This window comes from Streptomyces sp. NBC_00080 (assembly GCF_045041255.1).
GTDB classification, from domain to species: Bacteria; Actinomycetota; Actinomycetes; order Streptomycetales; family Streptomycetaceae; genus Streptomyces; species Streptomyces coriariae.
Genome location: NZ_CP108235.1, coordinates 2482905 through 2500459 on the forward strand (window position 1 = coordinate 2482905; position 17555 = coordinate 2500459).

Consider the following 17555-nt stretch of genomic DNA (forward strand, 5'->3'; position numbering starts at 1 on the left):
CGATCCGCTGAGGCCAGGCTAAGTTAGGTAACCCTTACCAGGGTGGCGGCTGCGGGGCGCCTCGGCAGATATCTCGATGTCGAGATAACTCTAGTACATGGGGGCTGAATGGTCATGCCCGGGCTCGCTGTCCACTCCCGGGGAAAACCGGATGCCGTACTCAACCGACCAGGCCGACAGCTCCCGCCGGGAAGCGCTGACGAGTATGCCGCCGCTGGAGCGCACGTCGTCCGTGACCTCGGCCACGCACCACGCGGGCGGCACAAGGGCCAGCACCTCTTCGTGCGGTCGGCACGAAGACCAGCGCCTCCCCGCCATCCGAGAACTCCGTCTCCGCGAGAACCGGCCCGTTCAGGGAACCCTCGAAGACGTCGTCACCCAGGGGCGGCACGCTGAACCGCGTCTTCGACAGCACCGCCGTCGGCAGGAGGGCGAGCAGGTCGCACTCGACCCGGGAGAGACAGGTGTTCATGATCAGCCCCTGGACGGCGTCCGACGGGGTTCGCGGGCACATCAGCCCTCAGCCCTCACCTACCACCCCGCCCACCACCGCCGCCACGACCTTCGCGACCTCCGTCATCGCCGGCGGCTCGGTGTTCCCAGCGCTCGCGAAGAGCAGGTGGGCCGCGCCGATCAGGGTGGGGGCGAGGGTGTCGACGTCGGCGTCCGGCGCGATGCGGCCGAGGGCCTGCTCGGCGGCGAGGTAGGCGGCGATCACGGCCACCGCCTCGGTGAGGAGCGGGACGCCCTTCGAGCCGGCCGCGCGCAGGCGGGCGCGCAGTTCGTCGCGGGAGATGACGAGGGCGACGATCGCCACGGCGACCGGGCCGAACAGATCGGTCAAAGTCGCGGTGAGGTTGGCGACGACCGCGCCGGCCCCGGCGGACTCGTGGAGGCCCTGCGCCCGGAGCCGGAGCCCGCCGATGCGGTCGAGGACCAACTCGGCGAGGAACGCGTCGAAGTCGGCGAAATGACGGTGCAGCACGCCTTTGGCGCAGCCCGCCTCGGTGGTGACGGCCCGGCTGGTCAACGCGGAGACCCCGTCCCGCAGCAGGACGCGTTCAGCAGCGATGAACAGTTGCTCGCGGACATCGCGGATGGCCACTCCGGTCGGCGCCATGAGTCGTGGTCTCCCTTTTCGCTTACACGGTCGGTCAGTTACGCGATCGGCCAGCCGGTCGAGCGGTCTGCTGGCCGGTCGAGCGGTCTGTTGCTGAAGCGGTTACTCGGCACCTCGCCCCATTGGCGAGTGGGCACATGCCCACTAGAGTGGGCATGTGCCCACTTTACCCACGCCCTCCGGCGACCAGCCCCATGATCGGTCCCGGTCCCAGCCCCACACGCACCGACGGATGGCCGAGTCCTTCGGCATCGACGCCGGACGCTACGACCGGACCCGTCCCCGATACCCCGCCCCGCTGATCGAGCGGATCGTCGCCGACCGGTCCGGCGTTGACCCCTTGCGCGTCCTCGACGTCGGCTGCGGTACCGGGATCGTCGCCCGGCAACTCCTGGCGGCCGGTTGTCTGGTGCTCGGGGTCGAGCCCGACGGGAGAATGGCCGAGGAGGCCCGCACCCACGGGGTGGAGGCCGAGATCGCGACGTTCGAGTCGTGGGAGCCGGCGGGCCGCACCTTCGATGCCGTCGTCGCCGGCCAGTCCTGGCACTGGATCGATCCGGTCGCGGGGGCCGCGAAGGCCGCACGGACGCTGCGAGCGGGCGGACGGCTCGCCGCGTTCTGGAACGTACACCGGCTCCCCGACGATCTGGCGACGGCACTGACCAGCGCCTACCGGCGAGTGGCACCCGACTCGCCAGTCGACCTCGGGGCGGCCATCAGGCCCGGCACGGACGGCTATCAGGCACTGGCCGCGAAGGCCGCCGACGCCATCCGGCAGACGGTCGGGTTCGGCGAGCCGGAGCAGTGGCGATTCGACTGGGAGTGGACCTACACCCGGGACGCCTGGCTGGACCAGATGCGCACCCACGGCATCCTCACCCACCTTCCCCTCGACCAGGTGACAGAGGTGCTGGCCGAGGTCGGCGCCGCGATCGACGCGACGGGTGGCAGCTTCACCGCAGCGTACGTGACGGTGGCGGTGACGGCGGTGCGGGACGTCGACGCCTGAACGAGCTTCGGGGTGAGGCGTATTGGAGGTGCGCCGGTCATGGGCCCGCCGAGTCGGGGTAGACGTGTGCGAACGGACGCCACGCGACGAAGGAGCCTCGATGCCCCTCACCTTCCGCAAGAGTTTCCGCATCCTCCCCGGGGTGCGACTGAACATCAATCGCCATTCCTGGTCGATCACGACCGGCGGCGGCAAGCACGGACCGCGCCACACACACAGCAGTACCGGACGTCGTACGACATCGGTTGATTTGCCCGGACCTTTCGGGTGGCGGCGTACCCGCAAGGGCAGCCACCATTGACGAGACGTCACCCGAACGGACCCCCCGAGAGGCGCCATCTCATATCTGAGATAACCTCAACCCCATGGCAGACGACTACCTCGTACGCATCGGCAAGCTCATCCGTGACGCCCGACAGCACCGGGGCTGGACACAAGCGCAGCTGGCCGAGGCGCTCGCAACCAGCCAGAGTGCCGTCAACCGCATCGAGCGAGGCAACCAAAACATCAGCCTTGAGATGATCGCTCGAATCGGTGAAGCCCTGGACAGTGAAATCGTCTCTCTGGGCTACGCGGGACCGATGCACCTGCGGGTGGTGGGCGGCCGTCGGCTGTCCGGCGCGATCGACGTGAAAACCAGCAAGAACGCTTGCGTGGCCTTGCTGTGCGCCTCGCTGCTCAACCAGGGACGCACGGTGCTGCGCCGGGTCGCCCGCATCGAGGAGGTCTACCGCCTCCTGGAGGTCCTGAACTCCATCGGCGTACGGACCCGTTGGATCAACGACGGTGTCGACCTGGAGATCGTGCCGCCGGCCGAGCTGGACATGGCCGCGATCGACGCCGACGCCGCCGTACGCACCCGTTCCATCATCATGTTCCTCGGTCCGCTGCTGCACCGGATGAGCCACTTCAAGCTGCCGTACGCCGGTGGCTGCGACCTCGGGACGCGGACCATCGAGCCGCACATGATCGCGCTGCGCCGGTTCGGGCTGGAGGTCGCGGCGACGGAGGGGCAGTACCACGCCGTCGTCGACCGTGCCGTCCGCCCGGACCGGCCGATCGTGCTGACCGAGCGCGGGGACACGGTTACCGAAAACGCTCTGCTGGCCGCCTCCCGGTACGACGGTGTAACCGTTATCCGCAACGCCTCTTCCAACTACATGGTCCAGGACCTGTGTTTCTTCCTTGAGGCGCTCGGGGTGCGGGTCGAGGGCATCGGCAGCACCACGCTCACCGTGCACGGCGTGCCGAACATCAACGTCGACGTCGACTACTCGCCGTCCGAGGACCCGGTCGAGGCGATGAGCCTGCTGGCCGCCGCCGTGGTCACCGAGTCGGAGCTGACGGTGCGCCGGGTACCCATCGAGTTCCTGGAGATCGAGCTCGCGGTCCTGGAGGAGATGGGGCTCGACCACGACCGTACGCCGGAGTACCCGGCCGACAACGGCCGCACCCGTCTGATCGACCTCACGGTCCGGCCCTCCAAGCTGGAGGCACCGATCGACAAGATCCACCCGATGCCGTTCCCCGGGCTGAACATCGACAACGTCCCGTTCTTCGCGGCCATCGCGGCCGTCGCGCAGGGCAAGACCCTCATCCACGACTGGGTCTACGACAACCGCGCGATCTACCTGACCGACCTGAACCGGCTCGGCGGACGACTCCAACTCCTCGACCCGCACCGGGTGTTGGTCGAGGGACCGACGCGCTGGCGGGCCGCCGAGATGATGTGCCCGCCGGCCCTGCGTCCCGCGGTGGTCGTGCTGCTGGCGATGATGGCGGCGGAGGGCACGTCGGTGCTGCGCAACGTGTACGTCATCAACCGTGGCTACGAGGACCTCGCCGAGCGGCTGAACTCCGTCGGGGCGCAGATCGAGATCTTCCGGGACATCTGACCGGCGAGTGCTGCCGCATCTTCCGCGACCCGAACGAGCACGGGTCCGAGAGGGCGCGGCGGCACGGCGGTCTGCTTCTGAGCCTGGGTGCTTCTGAACTTGAGAGCCTCGCTGGTTCGGAGGTTCGGTGGTTCTGAGTCTCGGGGGGACCGGGCCTCGGCTCCACCCGGCATCGGGGGGATGCCCACCCCTGCGCACGGTCGGGTGGCCGTTGATCGCCTATCTTGGCGCCTATGCAGTCCTACACGATCGGCCAGGCGGCGCGTCTGCTCGGGGTGAGTCCGGATACCGCGCGGCGGTGGGCGGACGCGGGCCGGGTGGCCACACACCGGGACGAGGGCGGGCGACGCCTCATCGACGGCAGGGATCTGGCTGCTTTCTCGGTGGAACTGGCCAAGGGCGGTGGCGGCGAGGAGGGTGCCTCGTACACCTCGGTCCGCAACGCCTTTCCCGGCATCGTCACGGCCGTGAAACTCGGTGATGTCGCCGCCCAGGTGGAGATCCAGGCCGGGCCGCACCGGCTGGTGTCGTTGCTGACGCGGGAGGCCGTGGAGGAACTGGGGCTGGAGGTCGGGGTGGAGGCCACCGCCCGGGTGAAGTCGACGAACGTGCACATCGACCGGACCTGAGAGCGCGAAGCAGCCATGGCCGCCACCGTTCGCGCGTGGCGGTGACCGGACGGACGTCGGCTGCCGGGCACTTGCCCGGCGCACCACGGTGCCGCCCGTCGCAGCGTGCTCCACAGCAGGGCGTGGTGACCGTCCGCACCGGACACCGCGATCAGGCAGCTCAGACGGTCCTTGCGCCGGGCCGGGTCGAGGCCGGGGCCGGCGCCCGCGAGGACCTCGTGCAGCAGTGGCCAGGTGAAGCGGTCGTGCCGGACGCCGCTGGTGGCGCATTCGAAGGTCACCTCGGCCTGGTGCTGCGGCCAGCCGCGCAGATCGGGCACCGTGAGTCCGGCCGGCCGGGTCAGATCGCCGGCGAGGACGAGTTCCGCGACCGGACCGACAGCCGTACCGGCGGCTGTTTCAGCGACGGTCACAGCAACTGTTTCAGTAGTTGTTTCAGCGGCTGTACGGGCGGTCGTACCGGCGGCTGCGAGGGACTGGGGCACGCGCCACCACCTCCTGGACGACCGTAGCCGGACCCGCCTGCCGTGCAAACGCACATGCCACCCCGACTGATCTAGGCTCCGGCTCATGCGAAGCGACAGGATACTTTTACCTTGCATCTGCGGCAGTATCATCAGCGTATGCACACCTACCGGATCGGGGACGCTGCCGCCTTGCTCGGTGTCGGTGCCGACACCGTGAGGCGCCTGGTCGACGGCGGGAAACTGACCGCCGAAGGCGACGAGCTGGGCCGCCGGATCATCCCGGGGCCGGCCCCAACGGCCTACGTCCGGCAGGTGCACCGCGCGGGATGGGGTCCCACCGGCTCCTCGGCCCGCTACCGCCTTTCCGGCATCGTCACCGAGGTGCTCCTCGGTGACGTGTCGGCGCAGGTCGAGATCCAGGCCGGACCGTTCCGGGTGGTGGCGCCGGTCAGCCGTGAGTCAGCCGATGAGGGGGAGCTGGAGCCCGCTGTTGCGGCGGTTGCCGTGACCAAGTCGACCAACGTGGTCGTCGAGAGACCGTGAATGGTCCGTCAGGACCACACGTGATGGTGTCCGTCAGGACCAGAGGGAGTGGACCCGTGATGACCCGTACCGCGCGCCGGACCGGCCGACCGATGCAGGTGGCCGCCCTGGGAGTCACCGCGCTGCTGGCCCTGAGCGCCTGCTCCTCGTCCGACGACTCCTCGTCGACAAACGCGGGCACCTCAGCGGCCGCGTCCGCGTCGGACCAGTTGTCCGGCACGGTCACCGTGTTCGCCGCGGCCTCCCTCGAGGAGAGCTTCACGACGCTGGGCAAGGAGTTCGAGAAGGCGCACCCCGGCACGAAGGTCACCTTCAGCTTCGGCGGCAGCGACTCCCTCGCCGCGAGCATCACCGGCGGTGCCCCGGCGGACGTGTTCGCGTCCGCCAGCCCCAAGACGATGGCGATCGTGACGGACGCGGGGGACGCCTCGGGGACGCCCACCACCTTCGTCCGCAACCAGCTGGAGATCGCCACCCTGCCGGGCAACCCCGACAAGATCGCCTCCCTCAAGAGCCTCACCAAGTCGAGCCTGAAGGTCGTACTCTGCGACAAGACGGTGCCCTGCGGCGCCGCCGCCCAGAAGGCCCTCGAAGCGAGCAAGCTGAAGCTCACCCCCGTCTCCTACGAGCAGGACGTCAAGGCCGCCCTGACCAAGGTGGAGCTGAAGGAGGCCGACGCGGCCGTCGTCTACAAGACGGATGTGCACGCCGCGGGTGACAAGGTGGAGGGCGTGGAGTTCCCCGAATCGTCAGACGCCATCAACGACTACCCGATCGTCCGGCTCAAGGACGCGCAGAACACCGCGGCGGCCAAGGCGTTCATCGCGCTGGTGCAGTCCGCCGAGGGCCAGAAGGTCCTGACCGAGGCCGGGTTCCTCCAGCCGTGACCCTCCCGACCGACAGATCCGGTGCCGCGGCCGACACCGTCCGGGGTGGGCCACGCCGCCGGCGTGTCCGGGCCCAGGTCCGCGGCGTGCCGCTGCCCCTGCTGGTGCCCGCGCTGATCGGCGTGGCGTTTCTGGTCGTGCCGCTGATCGCCCTGCTGGTACGGGCCCCGTGGCGCAGCCTGCCCGAACTGCTGACCAGCGCCGAGGTGTGGCAGGCGCTCCGGCTGTCGCTGGTCTGCGCCACCGCCGCCACCGCGGTGAGCCTGGTCGTCGGAGTGCCGCTGGCCTGGTTGCTGGCCCGCGTCGAGTTCCCCGGCCGCGGCCTCGTCCGGGCCCTCGTCACCCTGCCGCTCGTCCTGCCGCCGGTGGTCGGCGGTGTGGCGCTGCTGATGGCGCTGGGCCGCAACGGCATCGTCGGCAAGGTGCTGGACTCCTGGTTCGGCGTCACGCTGCCGTTCACCACCGCCGGGGTCGTGGTCGCCGAGGCGTTCGTCGCCATGCCGTTCCTCGTCATCAGCGTCGAGGGCACCCTGCGCGCCGCCGACCCACGCTACGAGGAGGCGGCCGCCACCCTCGGCGCCTCCCGTTTCACCGCGTTCCGCCGGGTCACGCTGCCGTTGATCGCGCCGGGCATCGCGGCCGGCGCGGTCCTGGCGTGGGCCCGGGCGCTCGGCGAGTTCGGCGCGACGATCACCTTCGCCGGCAACTTCCCCGGCCGCACCCAGACCATGCCGTTGGCCGTGTATCTGGCCCTTCAGAGTGACCCGGAGGCCGCCATCGCCCTCAGCCTGGTCCTGCTGGCCGTGTCCGTCGCCGTGCTGGCCGGCCTGCGCGACCGTTGGATGACAGCGGGATGACCGAGCCCGAGCCCAAGAAGGGCGCCGCCGACTCACGGACCGTCCGCGACGTACACGGCGTCCGCCCCGCCGACCCGTTCGCGGACGAGCTCGATGTCCGCCGCGCCGACGCCCCCGCTGACGGACTCGACGCCCACCTGGTCGTGCAGCGCGGCGCGTTCCGGCTCGACGTGACGCTGAACGTGGCACCGGGTGAGGTGGTCGCCCTGCTCGGTCCGAACGGCGCGGGGAAGACCACCGCGCTGCGCGCCCTCGCCGGTCTGACGCCGCTCACCGACGGTCGGCTACGGCTGGACGGCAGCGCGTTGGACGGTACGCCGCCGGAGTCCCGCCCGGTCGGTGTCGTCTTCCAGGACTATCTGCTCTTCCCGCATCTGACAGCCCTGGACAACGTGGCCTTCGGGCCGCGCTGCCAGGGCGCGACGAAGGCGGAGGCCCGCGCCCAGGCCGCCGCGTGGCTGGACCGGCTGGGACTGGCGGCGCACGCCGGTGCCAAGCCGCGCAGACTGTCCGGGGGCCAGGCCCAGCGGGTCGCCCTGGCCCGTGCGCTGGCGACCCGACCACGGCTGCTGCTCCTGGACGAGCCGCTGGCGGCCCTGGACGCCCGCACCCGGCTGGAGGTCCGTGCCCAACTCCGGCGCCACCTGTCCGAGTTCGAGGCCGTCGCCGTCCTGGTCACGCACGATCCGCTGGACGCCATGGTGCTCGCCGACCGACTCGTCGTCGTCGAGCACGGGCGGGTCGTCCAGGAGGGCGCGCCGTCCGACATCGCCCGCCACCCCCGTACGGACTACATCGCCCAGCTGGTCGGCCTGAACCTCTACCGGGGCGAGGCAGACGGGCACGCCGTCCGCCTCGACGCCGGCCCGCCCATCACCACCACCGAGGTCCTGTCCGGCCCGGTGTTCGTGGCGTTCCCGCCGAGCGCGGTCACCCTCTACCGCGACCGCCCCACCGGGGCCAGCGCCCGCAACCTCTGGCACTGCGAGGTCGCCGGCCTGGAGACCCACGGCGACCAGATCCGCGCCGACCTCACCGGCGAACTCCCGCTCGCCGCGGACCTCACGACGGTCGCCGCGGCCGAACTCGATCTGCACCCGGGGGCACGGGTCTGGGCGGCGGTGAAGGCCACACAGACCCACGCCTACCCGGTCTGACAAGACGCCGGGAGCAGGCCCGTCCAGGGCCGGAACGGTCGGGAGCGGCCAGTGTCGGTCGGTTGTGGTCGGGTCCAGGCCGGGTCTGTCGGGGCCGGTCTGCCGGGACCGGTCCGGACCGAGTCGAGTTCCGGAGGTAGGTCCGGGTGGTCCCAGGTGTTCCCGAGTGGTCCCGGGCGCGTTCGGGTGGTCCCGGGCGGGTTCGGGTGGTCCCGGGCGAGTTCGGGTGGCCCCGGGTGGGTCAGTGGCGCTGGGCGCGCAGGCCAACTCGTTGAATTTTCCGGCCTCGCCTCGGCGGGCGACCTGCGCGGGCCTACGACGCCGGAAGCGGCGGGCGTTGTGACGGGCCCGCCGCTCGCGATGCGGTGCCCGTCAAGGGCCCGCCGTCCAGGACGGGCCGCTCAGCCGGCGGTCAGCGTGATGTCCCGCTCCTGCGCCGCGTGGAAGCGGGGCAGCGGCAGGCCGCCCTGGGGGCGGAGCTCCATCAGCGTGGCCTCGACGTGGGCCGCACCGGGTTCGAGGTCGGTCGGACCGGCCTTGCCGGTGTTCTTCCAGACGTGCTCGGCGCCGTCACACACGGCGCGGGTGCCGCCGATGCCGTGCCGTGCCTTGCCCGAACCCTGGCCGACGGAGGAGCCGACGAAGACGGGACCCGTGTTGCCGAGACAGCGGTAGGTGCCCGAGAGGGTGATGGTGCCGTCCGAGGCGATGCTGCCGACCTGGTCGACGGTCACGGACTCCGACGGATCGGCGGTGGCCGTGACCGTCGGGGCGGCGAGCAGGAGCAGTACGGCACCGGCGGCCGCGGAGAGGGCGGGACGCAACGACATGGGAGAACCTCCTGTTGTGGGGGTCTCCACAGGTACCGGGCGGGCGCGCCCGGGGCGGTGATCGTCACTCCTTCGGTGGCGAGTCCGCACCTGTCGTCGACGAACGGTCCTGGAGTTGTCCTGGTGCTGTCACGCTTGCGGGCACCCTCTGGAGATGCGGGCGGGACGGGCGCATGGTCTGTCCATGGGGGCCGACCGGACGGCCGACCCCACCGACGTGGAGGTACTCCATGTGTTCCCACCAGTTTCCCAGCGCCTCTGCCGCCGCCCGGCCGCTGCACCTCGCGCACGTCGTCGCCGCCCACCCCGAGCAGGGCTGGAACCTGCTGTGCGACGGCACCATCGTCTTCGACGACTCCGGCGAACTGCTGCCCGACGGCCGGGTCGTGGACCCGCACCGGGTGACCACCGGAGCGCTGGCCGTCGCCGCCTGATCTTGATCATCGGGGCGGGCCCGCCGACCTCCTTCACCGAAGCCGGTCGCTGATACCGGTTACGGAAGCGGGCTACCGAGCCTGGTTGCCGATACCGGTTACGGAAACGGGCCGCTGATACCGGTCACGGAAGCGGGTTACGGAAACGGGCCGCTGACACCAGTCACGGAAACGGGTCTCTGATACCGGTTACCGGTCCGGTTCACTCGAGTACCGCGAACCCGTCCAGTTCGACGAGCGCCTGCTCGTCCCAGAGTCGTACGATCCCCACAACCGCCATCGCCGGATAGTCGCGGCCCGCCAGCTCCCGCCAAATAGCGCCCAGTTCAGAAGCCTTGTCGCGATACGCGGCGACATCCGTGACGTAGACGGTGACGCGCGCCAGGTCCGCCGCCGCACCGCCCGCTGCCGTCAGCGCGGCCAGCAGATTCGTCAGCGCCCGGGTGAACTGCTCCGGCAGCGACTCCCCCACGATCTTCCCGTCGGCGTCGAGTGCCGTCTGGCCGGCCAGGAAGACGATCCGCTCACCGGCGGCGACGACGGCATGGGAGAAGCCGAGGGGCGGGGAGAGTTCGGGCGGATTGACACGTTCGATGGTCACCTGGCCTCCACGTCGGCGAGTTCGGCATACAACTCCCGGGCGATGATGCCGCGTTGGACCTCACTGGCACCCTCGTAGATCCGCGGAGCACGCACCTCCCGGTAGAGGTGCTCGAGCAGGTGGCCGCGGCGCAGTGCCCGCGCTCCATGGAGTTGGACGGCCGTGTCGACGACGTACTGCGCGGTCTCGGTGGCGAACAGCTTGGCCATCGCGGCACGCTTCGGGACGTCCGGGGCTCCGCTGTCGTACGCCGACGCCGCGGCGTGGACCATCAGACGCGCGGCCTCCGTGCGCAGGGCCATCTCGGCGACCTGGTGCGCCACCGTCTGGAGGTCGCTCAACTTGCCGCCGAAGGCGTCCCGCCGCGCGGTGTGGTCCAGGGTCGCGTCGAGGGCGGCCTGCGCCATACCGACGGCGAAGGCGCCGACGCTGGGGCGGAACAGGTTGAGGGTGCCCATGGCGACCCGGAAACCGCGGTCGGGTTCGCCGAGCACGTCGTCCGCCGTGACCGGGACGGCATCGAAGCGGAGGGCGCCGATGGGGTGCGGGGAGAGCATGTCGAGGGCGGAGCCGGTCAGTCCGGCGCGGTCGGCGGGAACGAGGAAAGCCGTTACGCCGCGGGCTCCTGCTCCCGGGGTGGTGCGGGCGAAGACGGTGTAGAAGTCGGCCTCGGGAGCATTGGAGATCCAGCACTTCTCCCCGGTGAGCCGCCAGCCGTCCGGTCCGTCCCGCTCGGCGGCCAGGGACAGGACCGCGGCGTCCGATCCCGCGCCCGGCTCGCTCAGGGCGAAGGCGGCGATCGCGGTGCCGTCGGTGACGCGGGGCAGCCAGTGCCGGCGCTGGGCGGGGCTGCCGTGGGCGTGGACCGGATGCGCGCCCAGCCCTTGCAGTGCAAGCGCGGTCTCCGCCTCCGTGCAGGCATAGGCGAGGGACTCGCGCATCAGGCAGAGATCGACGGCACCGGAGGTGAACAGTCGCGGCAGCAGGCCGAGCCGACCGAGTTCGGCGACGAGCGGGCGGTTGACGCGACCCTGCTCGCCCTTCTCGGCGAGTGGGCGCAGCTGTTCGGCGGCAAGAGTGCGCAGTTCGGCGCACCAGGCGGACTGTGCCGGTTCGAGCGAGAATGCGGGCATCGCCTGTCCCCTCTGCCGTATGTGACCTGCCGTATGTGACCTGCCGTTGCTGTTTCGGCCGTTGCCGTTGCCGTTGCTGTTCCTGCCGTTGCTGTTCCTGCCGTTGTTGTCGCTGTTTCCGCTTGCCTGTTTCCGCTGTGCCTGACTTGCCGCGGCTGCGTCTGACTTTCCGCAACCGTTTCTGCTTGCATCCCCCTCCGACGGTATCGCGTACCGTTGACTGTCGTCACCAACGCGCTACGCTCCTTGCGCGACCCCAAGACGACGCCCGCCCGGGCAGCCCAGCCGGACAGTCCATCCAGGCAAGGGGGCGAACGCCCATGAACGTCTCGGCCCACGTCGACACCTTCGCGCGCGACCACCTTCCGCCGCCCGGCCAATGGCCCGACCTCCGTTTCGATCTGCCCGAACTGGTCTACCCCGATCGGGTGAACTGCGCCGCCGAGCTGCTCGACCACGCCGCCCCGGACCGGCCGGTGTTCCACACCGGCTCCGGACCGTCCTGGACATACGGCGAGCTGCGGGCCCGCGTCGACCGGATCGCGCATCTGCTCAGCGGCGATCTCGGAGTCGTCCCCGGCAACCGTGTGCTGCTGCGCGGTCCCACCACGCCCTGGCTCGCGGCCTGCTGGCTGGCGGTGCTGAAGGCGGGCGCGATCGCGGTCACCGTTCTGGCCCAGCAGCGGCCGAACGAGCTGCGCACCATGTGCGAGATCGCGCGGGTGGAGCACGCGCTCTGCGACATCAGAGCCGTGGACGACCTCGCCAAGGCCGAAATACCCGGGCTCCGGCTCACGACGTACGGCGGTGACGCCCCCGACGACCTGCTGAACCGGTCGGCGCCGCAAGAGCCGTATCAGGCTGTCGAAACCGCTTCCGACGACGTGGCACTGATTGCCTTCACCTCCGGCACCACCGGCCGCCCGAAGGGCTGTCTGCACTTTCACCGGGACGTACTGGCAATCGCCGACACCTTCTCGCGGCACATACTGAAACCGCTTCCGGACGATGTCTTCGCCGGCAGTCCCCCACTCGGTTTCACCTTCGGCCTCGGCGGGCTGATCGTCTTCCCGATGCGAGCCGGCGCCAGCTCGCTGCTGCTCGAACAGGCGGGTCCCCGGCAGCTGTTGCCCGCGATCGCCGCACATCGGGTGACCGTGCTGTTCACAGCTCCCACCGCCTACCGCGCGATGCTCGACGACCTGAGCGGCCTGAACGGCCTGAACGGCCTCGACGACCCGGCCCGCCCCGACGCGCACGACGTCTCCTCGCTGCGCCGTTGTGTCTCCGCCGGTGAGAACCTCCCCGCCGCCACCTGGCAGGCCTGGCACGAGCGGACCGGACTCCGGCTGATCAACGGCATCGGCGCCACCGAGCTGCTGCACATCTTCATCTCGGCCGCCGACGAACACATCCGGCCCGGCACGACCGGTGTCCCCGTCCCCGGCTGGCACGCGCGCGTGCAGGATCCAGGCGGCGGGCCCGTGCCCGACGGCGAGGCCGGACTGCTCGCCGTGCGCGGCCCGGTCGGCTGCCGCTACCTCGCCGACCCGCGTCAGCGGCAGTACGTACACGACGGCTGGAACATCACCGGCGACACCTATGTCCGTGAGGCCGACGGCTACTTCCGGTACGTCGCGCGCGCCGACGACATGATCATCTCGGCCGGGTACAACATCGCGGGGCCCGAGGTGGAGGAGGCGCTGCTGCGGCACCCGGACGTGGTAGAGGCCGCGGTCGTGGGACGGCCCGACGAGCATCGGGGGCAGGTGGTCGTCGCGTTCGCCGCCCTGCGGCCGGGTGCCCGGCGCGACGCGGAGGCACTGCGCGCCTTCCTCAAGGAGGAGTTGGCACCCTACAAGTGTCCGCGCGAGTTCCTCTTCCTGGACGCGCTGCCGCGCACGGCGACCGGGAAGCTCCAGAGATTCAGGCTGCGCACCGACGGCCACATCGGCAGCGACAGCCACAGCGAAGATCACGCCGGTGATCACACCAATAGTGACCAGCACTGATACCGAAGACCTAAGATGATCAACGTGTCCGATCAGCCCGCACCCCGGTCTCTCATCGTCACGCTCTACGGCGCGTACGGCCGCTTCGCACCGGGCCCGGTGCCCGTCGCCGAGCTGATCCGGCTGCTGGCCGCGGTCGGTGTCGACGCGCCCTCCGTACGCTCCTCGGTGTCCCGGCTGAAGCGGCGCGGACTGCTGCTGCCGGCCCGCACGGCGCAGGGCGCGGCCGGATACGAACTGTCCGACGAGGCAAGACAGTTGCTCGACGACGGCGACCGGCGCATCTACGCCACGGCCCCGCCGGCGGACGAGGGCTGGGTGCTGGCGGTGTTCTCCGTGCCGGAGTCGGAGCGGCAGAAGCGGCACGTGCTGCGATCGCGGCTCGCGGGCCTGGGGTTCGGTACCGCCGCACCGGGGGTGTGGATCGCGCCGGCGCGGCTGTACGACGAGACCCGGCACACCCTCCGAAGGCTGCACCTCGATCCGTACGTCGACCTCTTCCGCGGCGAGCATCTCGGCTTCTCGCCGACCGTCGAATCCGTCGCCCGCTGGTGGGACCTGGCGGCCATCGCCAAGGAGCACGAGACGTTCCTCGACGGCCACGAGCGCGTGCTGCACGCCTGGCGGCAGCGTCCGGACACGCCGCCGGAGGAGGCCTACCGGGACTATCTCCTCGCTCTGGACTCCTGGCGGCACCTGCCCTACACCGACCCCGGCCTGCCCGCCCGTCTGCTGCCCGAGGACTGGCCGGGGACCCGTTCGGCGGCCGTGTTCCGGGGACTGCACGAGCGGCTGCGGGACGCGGGGGCGCAGTTCGCCGGAGTGACCCCGCACGCGCCGTGAGTCATTCAGTCAAACCTCAGCTTCCTTGACCGGTCCTCTCAGATTCCTTACCTACCGTTCCACGGGTGGACGACGGCAGGAAAGAGGACTGTTGCGCATGACCGACAAGCCGAGGACGCAGGGAGCCACGGTCTGGCTCACGGGGCTGCCGAGCGCGGGCAAGACGACGATCGCCCGTTTCCTGAGCGATCGGCTGAGGGCGGAGGGCCATCGGGTGGAGGTCCTCGACGGTGACGAGATACGCCGTTTCCTCTCCGCGGGCCTCGGCTTCTCGCGGGCCGACCGGCACATCAACGTGCAGCGCGTCGGCCTTGTCTCGGAGGTCCTCGCCCGCAACGGCGTCCTGTCCGTCGTCCCCGTGATCGCGCCCTATGCCGACAGCCGCGAGGCCGTGCGGCTCCGGCACGAGAAGAGCGGCACACCGTACGTCGAGATCCATGTCGCGACCCCGGTCGAGGTCTGCCGGGAGCGGGATGTGAACGGGCTGTACGCCCGGCAGGCCGCGGGCGGGCTGACCGGGCTGACGGGCGTCGACGACCCGTACGAGGCCCCGGTCGACCCCGAGTTGGTGCTCACGACGCAGGACCGGACACCGCCGGACTCGGCGGACGCGGTGTACGCGGTGCTGGCAGGTCGGGGGCTGGTGTGAGCGCGGCGGTCCCAGCTCACCTGCCCGGCCCCGGACCGGCCGGCATGCCGACTCCCGAGTCAGCTCACGTGCCGGCTCCCGGGTCGGCCTCCCAGAAGCCTCAACTCGTCAGCGTCAGGCGGGGTTTGGGCGCGTCCGTGCGTCCGGTACGCGGTGGCCTGCTGCCCGCGCGGTAGGGGGCGGGCCAGTCGGCGCCCGGTCCGGCGTAGCCCTGTTCGGCGGCCGCGTGCAGGGTCCAGTTCGGGTCGTAGAGGTGTGGTCGGGCGAGGGCGCAGAGGTCCGTCCGGCCTGCGAGGATCAGCGAGTTGACGTCGTCCCAGGAGGAGATCGCTCCGACCGCGATCACGGGGACCCGCACCTCGTGCCGGATCCGGTCCGCGAACGGTGTCTGGTACGAGCGGCCGAATTCGGGCCGTTCCTCGGCCACCACCTGGCCGGTCGACACATCGATCGCGTCGACGCCGTGCGCGGCGAAGGCTCGGGCGATCTCGACGGCGTCGTCGGCCGAAGTGCCGCCCTCGGCCCAGTCGGTGGCGGAGATCCGGACGGTCATCGGTCGTTCCGCGGGCCATACCGCGCGGACCGCGTCGAAGACCTCCAGCGGGAAGCGCAGCCGCTCGGCGAGCGAGCCTCCGTAGGCGTCGGTTCGGCGGTTGGTCAGCGGGGAGAGGAAGCCGGACAGCAAGTAGCCGTGGGCGCAGTGCAGCTCCAGCAGGTCGAAGCCGGACCGGGCGGCGCGACCGGCAGCCGCGGCGAACTCCTGGCGGAGGTCGGTGAGTTGGGCTCGGGTGAGGGCACGGGGCAGTTGACCGGCCGGCTTGTAGGGCAGTGGGGAGGCGGCCACGAGCGGCCAGTTGCCTTCGGGCAGTGGCTCGTCCATCCCCTCCCACATCCGTCTCGTCGAACCCTTCCGCCCGGAGTGGCCGAGTTGGACGCCGATCGCGGTGCCGGGCGCCCGGTCGTGCACGAAGTCGGTCACGCGGCGCCATGCGTCGGCCTGGCGGCCGGTGTAGAGGCCGGTGCAGCCGGGCGTGATGCGCCCCTCGGGGGACACGCACACCATCTCGGTCATCACCAGTCCGGCTCCGCCGAGGGCGCGGGCGCCGAGGTGGACGAGGTGGAAGTCGCCGGGGAGGCCGTCGGTGGCCGAGTACATGTCCATGGGGGAGACGACGACCCGGTTGCGCAGGGTCAGGCCGCGCAGTCGGAACGGGGTGAACATCGGGGGCGTGCCGGGCGGACAGCCGAACTCGCGCTCCACGGCGTCGGTGAAGTGGGGGTCGCGCAGACGCAGGTTGTCGTGGGTGACGCGGCGGCTGCGGGTGAGCAGGTTGAAGGCGAATCGACGGGGCTGCTGGTCGAGGTAGAGGCCGATGTTCTCGAACCACTCCAGGCTGGCGCGGGCGGCCCGCTGGGTGGAGGCGACGACTGGCCTGCGCTCCTCCTCGTAGGCGGTCAACGCGGCGGGCAGATCGGGGTGTTCGTGCAGACAGGCCGCGAGCGCCAGGGCGTCCTCGACGGCGAGCTTGGTGCCGGAGCCGATGGAGAAGTGGGCGGTGTGGGCGGCGTCGCCCAGCAGGACGATGTTGCCGTGCGACCAGTGCTCGTTGACGACCGTCCGGAACGTGGTCCAGGTGGAGTGGTTGGACTTGAGCGAGCGTCCGCCGAGGGCGTCCGCGAAGATCTTGGCGCAGCGCTCGACCGACTCCTGTTCGTCGAGTTCGTCGAAACCGGTTGCCCGCCATACCTCCTCGCGCATCTCGACGATCACGGTCGAGGACTCGGGCGCGTAGGGGTATCCGTGCAGTTGCATCACGCCGTGCGGGGTCTCGGCCACCTCGAAGCGGAAGGCGTCGAAGGCGAAGTCCGCGGCGAGCCAGATGTAACGGCAGTGGTGACCGGTCACCCGGGGGCGGAACACCTGGGCGTACGCGTCGCGGGTGGTGCTGTGCACGCCGTCGGCGGCGATGACGAGGTCGTACTCCTCGGCCAGCCGGGCCGGGTCCGGCGCCTCGGCGCGGAAGCGCAGGTCGACGCCGAGGGAGCGGCAGCGTTCGTGCAGGATCTCCAGGAGCCTGCGCCGGCCGAGGGCGGCGAAGCCGTGTCCGGTGGAGGTGTGCCGGCTGTTGCGGCGCACGATGTCGATGTCGTCCCAGCGGACGAAGCCCTGCTGGAGGGCGGCGTAGACCTGCGGGTCGGCGTGTTCGATGCCGCCGAGGGTCTCGTCGGAGAGGACGACCCCGAAGCCGAAGGTGTCGTCGGGGGCGTTGCGTTCCCAGAGGGTGATCTCGCGGGCGGGGTCGAGGCGTTTCAGCAGGGCTGCGGCGTAGAGACCGCCGGGGCCGCCGCCGATGACCGCGATGCGCCGGGGGTGGCCGTTGCCGTCGTGCGGCGGGGGGCCTCCTGCTGCCGGTCGCTGCCCGTCGTGGAGCCGCGGGTCGGCGCCGCCCGGTGGCGTGGACGCCGGTGTCCGCGCGTGGGTCGTCATG

Annotated in this window: 18 protein-coding genes and 1 pseudogene; 12 read left to right on the plus strand and 7 right to left on the minus strand. The window is 70.9% G+C overall.

The features are described from left to right. Window positions 1–160 precede the first annotated feature (160 nt). Together OHU34_RS10820 and OHU34_RS10825 are read right to left on the minus strand one after the other, a co-directional pair. The gene (locus OHU34_RS10820; protein ID WP_405766064.1) at window positions 161–514 is read right to left on the minus strand and encodes a hypothetical protein; all 354 of its coding nucleotides are present in this window, start codon (window positions 512–514) and stop codon (window positions 161–163) included. A gap of 6 nt (window positions 515–520) precedes the next feature. Next, window positions 521–1120, minus strand: coding sequence for a TetR/AcrR family transcriptional regulator (locus tag OHU34_RS10825; protein ID WP_405766066.1), 600 nt, complete (start codon window positions 1118–1120; stop codon window positions 521–523). A 232-nt stretch (window positions 1121–1352) separates the two neighbouring features. Between OHU34_RS10825 and OHU34_RS10830 the strand changes: the two genes are divergently transcribed. From OHU34_RS10830 to OHU34_RS10845, 4 genes are all read left to right on the plus strand, one after another. After that, the gene (locus OHU34_RS10830) at window positions 1353–2129 is read left to right on the plus strand and encodes a class I SAM-dependent methyltransferase (RefSeq protein ID WP_405766068.1); all 777 of its coding nucleotides are present in this window, start codon (window positions 1353–1355) and stop codon (window positions 2127–2129) included. Between the two features lie 100 nt (window positions 2130–2229). Then, window positions 2230–2430, plus strand: a complete 201-nt coding sequence (locus OHU34_RS10835; protein ID WP_078615456.1) for a DUF4236 domain-containing protein — start codon at window positions 2230–2232, stop codon at window positions 2428–2430. A gap of 64 nt (window positions 2431–2494) precedes the next feature. After that, entirely contained in the window at window positions 2495–4024 is a 1530-nt protein-coding gene (locus OHU34_RS10840) for a UDP-N-acetylglucosamine 1-carboxyvinyltransferase (RefSeq protein WP_142266608.1), read from the plus strand. A gap of 233 nt (window positions 4025–4257) precedes the next feature. Beyond that, window positions 4258–4653: a molybdopterin-binding protein gene (locus OHU34_RS10845; RefSeq protein ID WP_054243411.1), complete on the plus strand. Its 396-nt coding sequence runs from the start codon at window positions 4258–4260 to the stop codon at window positions 4651–4653. A gap of 101 nt (window positions 4654–4754) precedes the next feature. Here OHU34_RS10845 and OHU34_RS10850 read toward each other — a convergent pair. Next, window positions 4755–4997, minus strand: a pseudogene (locus tag OHU34_RS10850) (hypothetical protein); the annotation flags it as partial. A 279-nt stretch (window positions 4998–5276) separates the two neighbouring features. Between OHU34_RS10850 and OHU34_RS10855 the strand changes: the two are divergent. The 4 genes from OHU34_RS10855 to OHU34_RS10870 are packed head-to-tail and all read left to right on the plus strand — an operon-like array spanning window position 5277 to window position 8564. After that, window positions 5277–5663 (plus strand): molybdopterin-binding protein, encoded by a 387-nt coding sequence (locus OHU34_RS10855; protein ID WP_405772229.1) that lies wholly within the window; start codon window positions 5277–5279, stop codon window positions 5661–5663. A 59-nt stretch (window positions 5664–5722) separates the two neighbouring features. Beyond that, window positions 5723–6550 carry a molybdate ABC transporter substrate-binding protein gene (gene modA, locus OHU34_RS10860; RefSeq protein ID WP_142266607.1) on the plus strand — a complete coding sequence of 276 codons (828 nt, stop codon included), beginning with the start codon at window positions 5723–5725 and terminating at the stop codon, window positions 6548–6550. Next, the gene (gene modB, locus OHU34_RS10865; protein WP_142266606.1) at window positions 6547–7407 is read left to right on the plus strand and encodes a molybdate ABC transporter permease subunit; all 861 of its coding nucleotides are present in this window, start codon (window positions 6547–6549) and stop codon (window positions 7405–7407) included. The genes modA and modB overlap by 4 nt, the downstream gene beginning before the upstream one ends. After that, window positions 7404–8564 carry an ABC transporter ATP-binding protein gene (locus OHU34_RS10870; RefSeq protein WP_230194400.1) on the plus strand — a complete coding sequence of 387 codons (1161 nt, stop codon included), beginning with the start codon at window positions 7404–7406 and terminating at the stop codon, window positions 8562–8564. The genes modB and OHU34_RS10870 overlap by 4 nt, the downstream gene beginning before the upstream one ends. A 401-nt stretch (window positions 8565–8965) precedes the next feature. Here the strand turns inward: OHU34_RS10870 and OHU34_RS10875 are convergent, their stop codons facing one another. After that, window positions 8966–9394: a DUF6299 family protein gene (locus tag OHU34_RS10875; RefSeq protein ID WP_142266604.1), complete on the minus strand. Its 429-nt coding sequence runs from the start codon at window positions 9392–9394 to the stop codon at window positions 8966–8968. 230 nt (window positions 9395–9624) lie between these two features. Here OHU34_RS10875 and OHU34_RS10880 point away from each other — a divergent pair, with 230 nt between their 5' ends. Then, complete coding sequence (locus tag OHU34_RS10880; protein ID WP_230194401.1) at window positions 9625–9828, plus strand: DUF5999 family protein; 204 nt, start codon at window positions 9625–9627, stop codon at window positions 9826–9828. 202 nt (window positions 9829–10030) lie between these two features. On the opposite strand, the gene OHU34_RS10885 is transcribed toward OHU34_RS10880, so the two are convergent. Continuing rightward, a complete protein-coding gene (locus tag OHU34_RS10885; RefSeq protein WP_142266602.1) occupies window positions 10031–10429 on the minus strand; it encodes a RidA family protein in 399 nt (132 codons plus the stop codon). Continuing rightward, complete coding sequence (locus OHU34_RS10890) at window positions 10426–11562, minus strand: acyl-CoA dehydrogenase family protein (protein ID WP_405766073.1); 1137 nt, start codon at window positions 11560–11562, stop codon at window positions 10426–10428. Before OHU34_RS10890 ends, OHU34_RS10885 begins: the two co-directional genes overlap by 4 nt. 320 nt (window positions 11563–11882) lie before the next feature. On the opposite strand from OHU34_RS10890, the gene OHU34_RS10895 reads away from it, so the two are divergent. The 3 genes from OHU34_RS10895 to cysC all read left to right on the plus strand — a co-directional run bounded on the left by OHU34_RS10895 (window position 11883) and on the right by cysC (window position 15066). Further along, the gene (locus OHU34_RS10895; protein WP_405766075.1) at window positions 11883–13574 is read left to right on the plus strand and encodes an AMP-binding protein; all 1692 of its coding nucleotides are present in this window, start codon (window positions 11883–11885) and stop codon (window positions 13572–13574) included. Between the two features lie 15 nt (window positions 13575–13589). Continuing rightward, window positions 13590–14417, plus strand: a complete 828-nt coding sequence (locus OHU34_RS10900; protein ID WP_405766077.1) for a PaaX family transcriptional regulator C-terminal domain-containing protein — start codon at window positions 13590–13592, stop codon at window positions 14415–14417. A gap of 97 nt (window positions 14418–14514) precedes the next feature. Then, entirely contained in the window at window positions 14515–15066 is a 552-nt protein-coding gene (gene cysC / locus OHU34_RS10905) for an adenylyl-sulfate kinase (protein WP_142266598.1), read from the plus strand. A 100-nt stretch (window positions 15067–15166) separates the two neighbouring features. On the opposite strand, the gene OHU34_RS10910 is transcribed toward cysC, so the two are convergent. Then, a complete protein-coding gene (locus OHU34_RS10910; RefSeq protein WP_405766079.1) occupies window positions 15167–17554 on the minus strand; it encodes a bifunctional salicylyl-CoA 5-hydroxylase/oxidoreductase in 2388 nt (795 codons plus the stop codon). Window position 17555 lies beyond the last annotated feature (1 nt).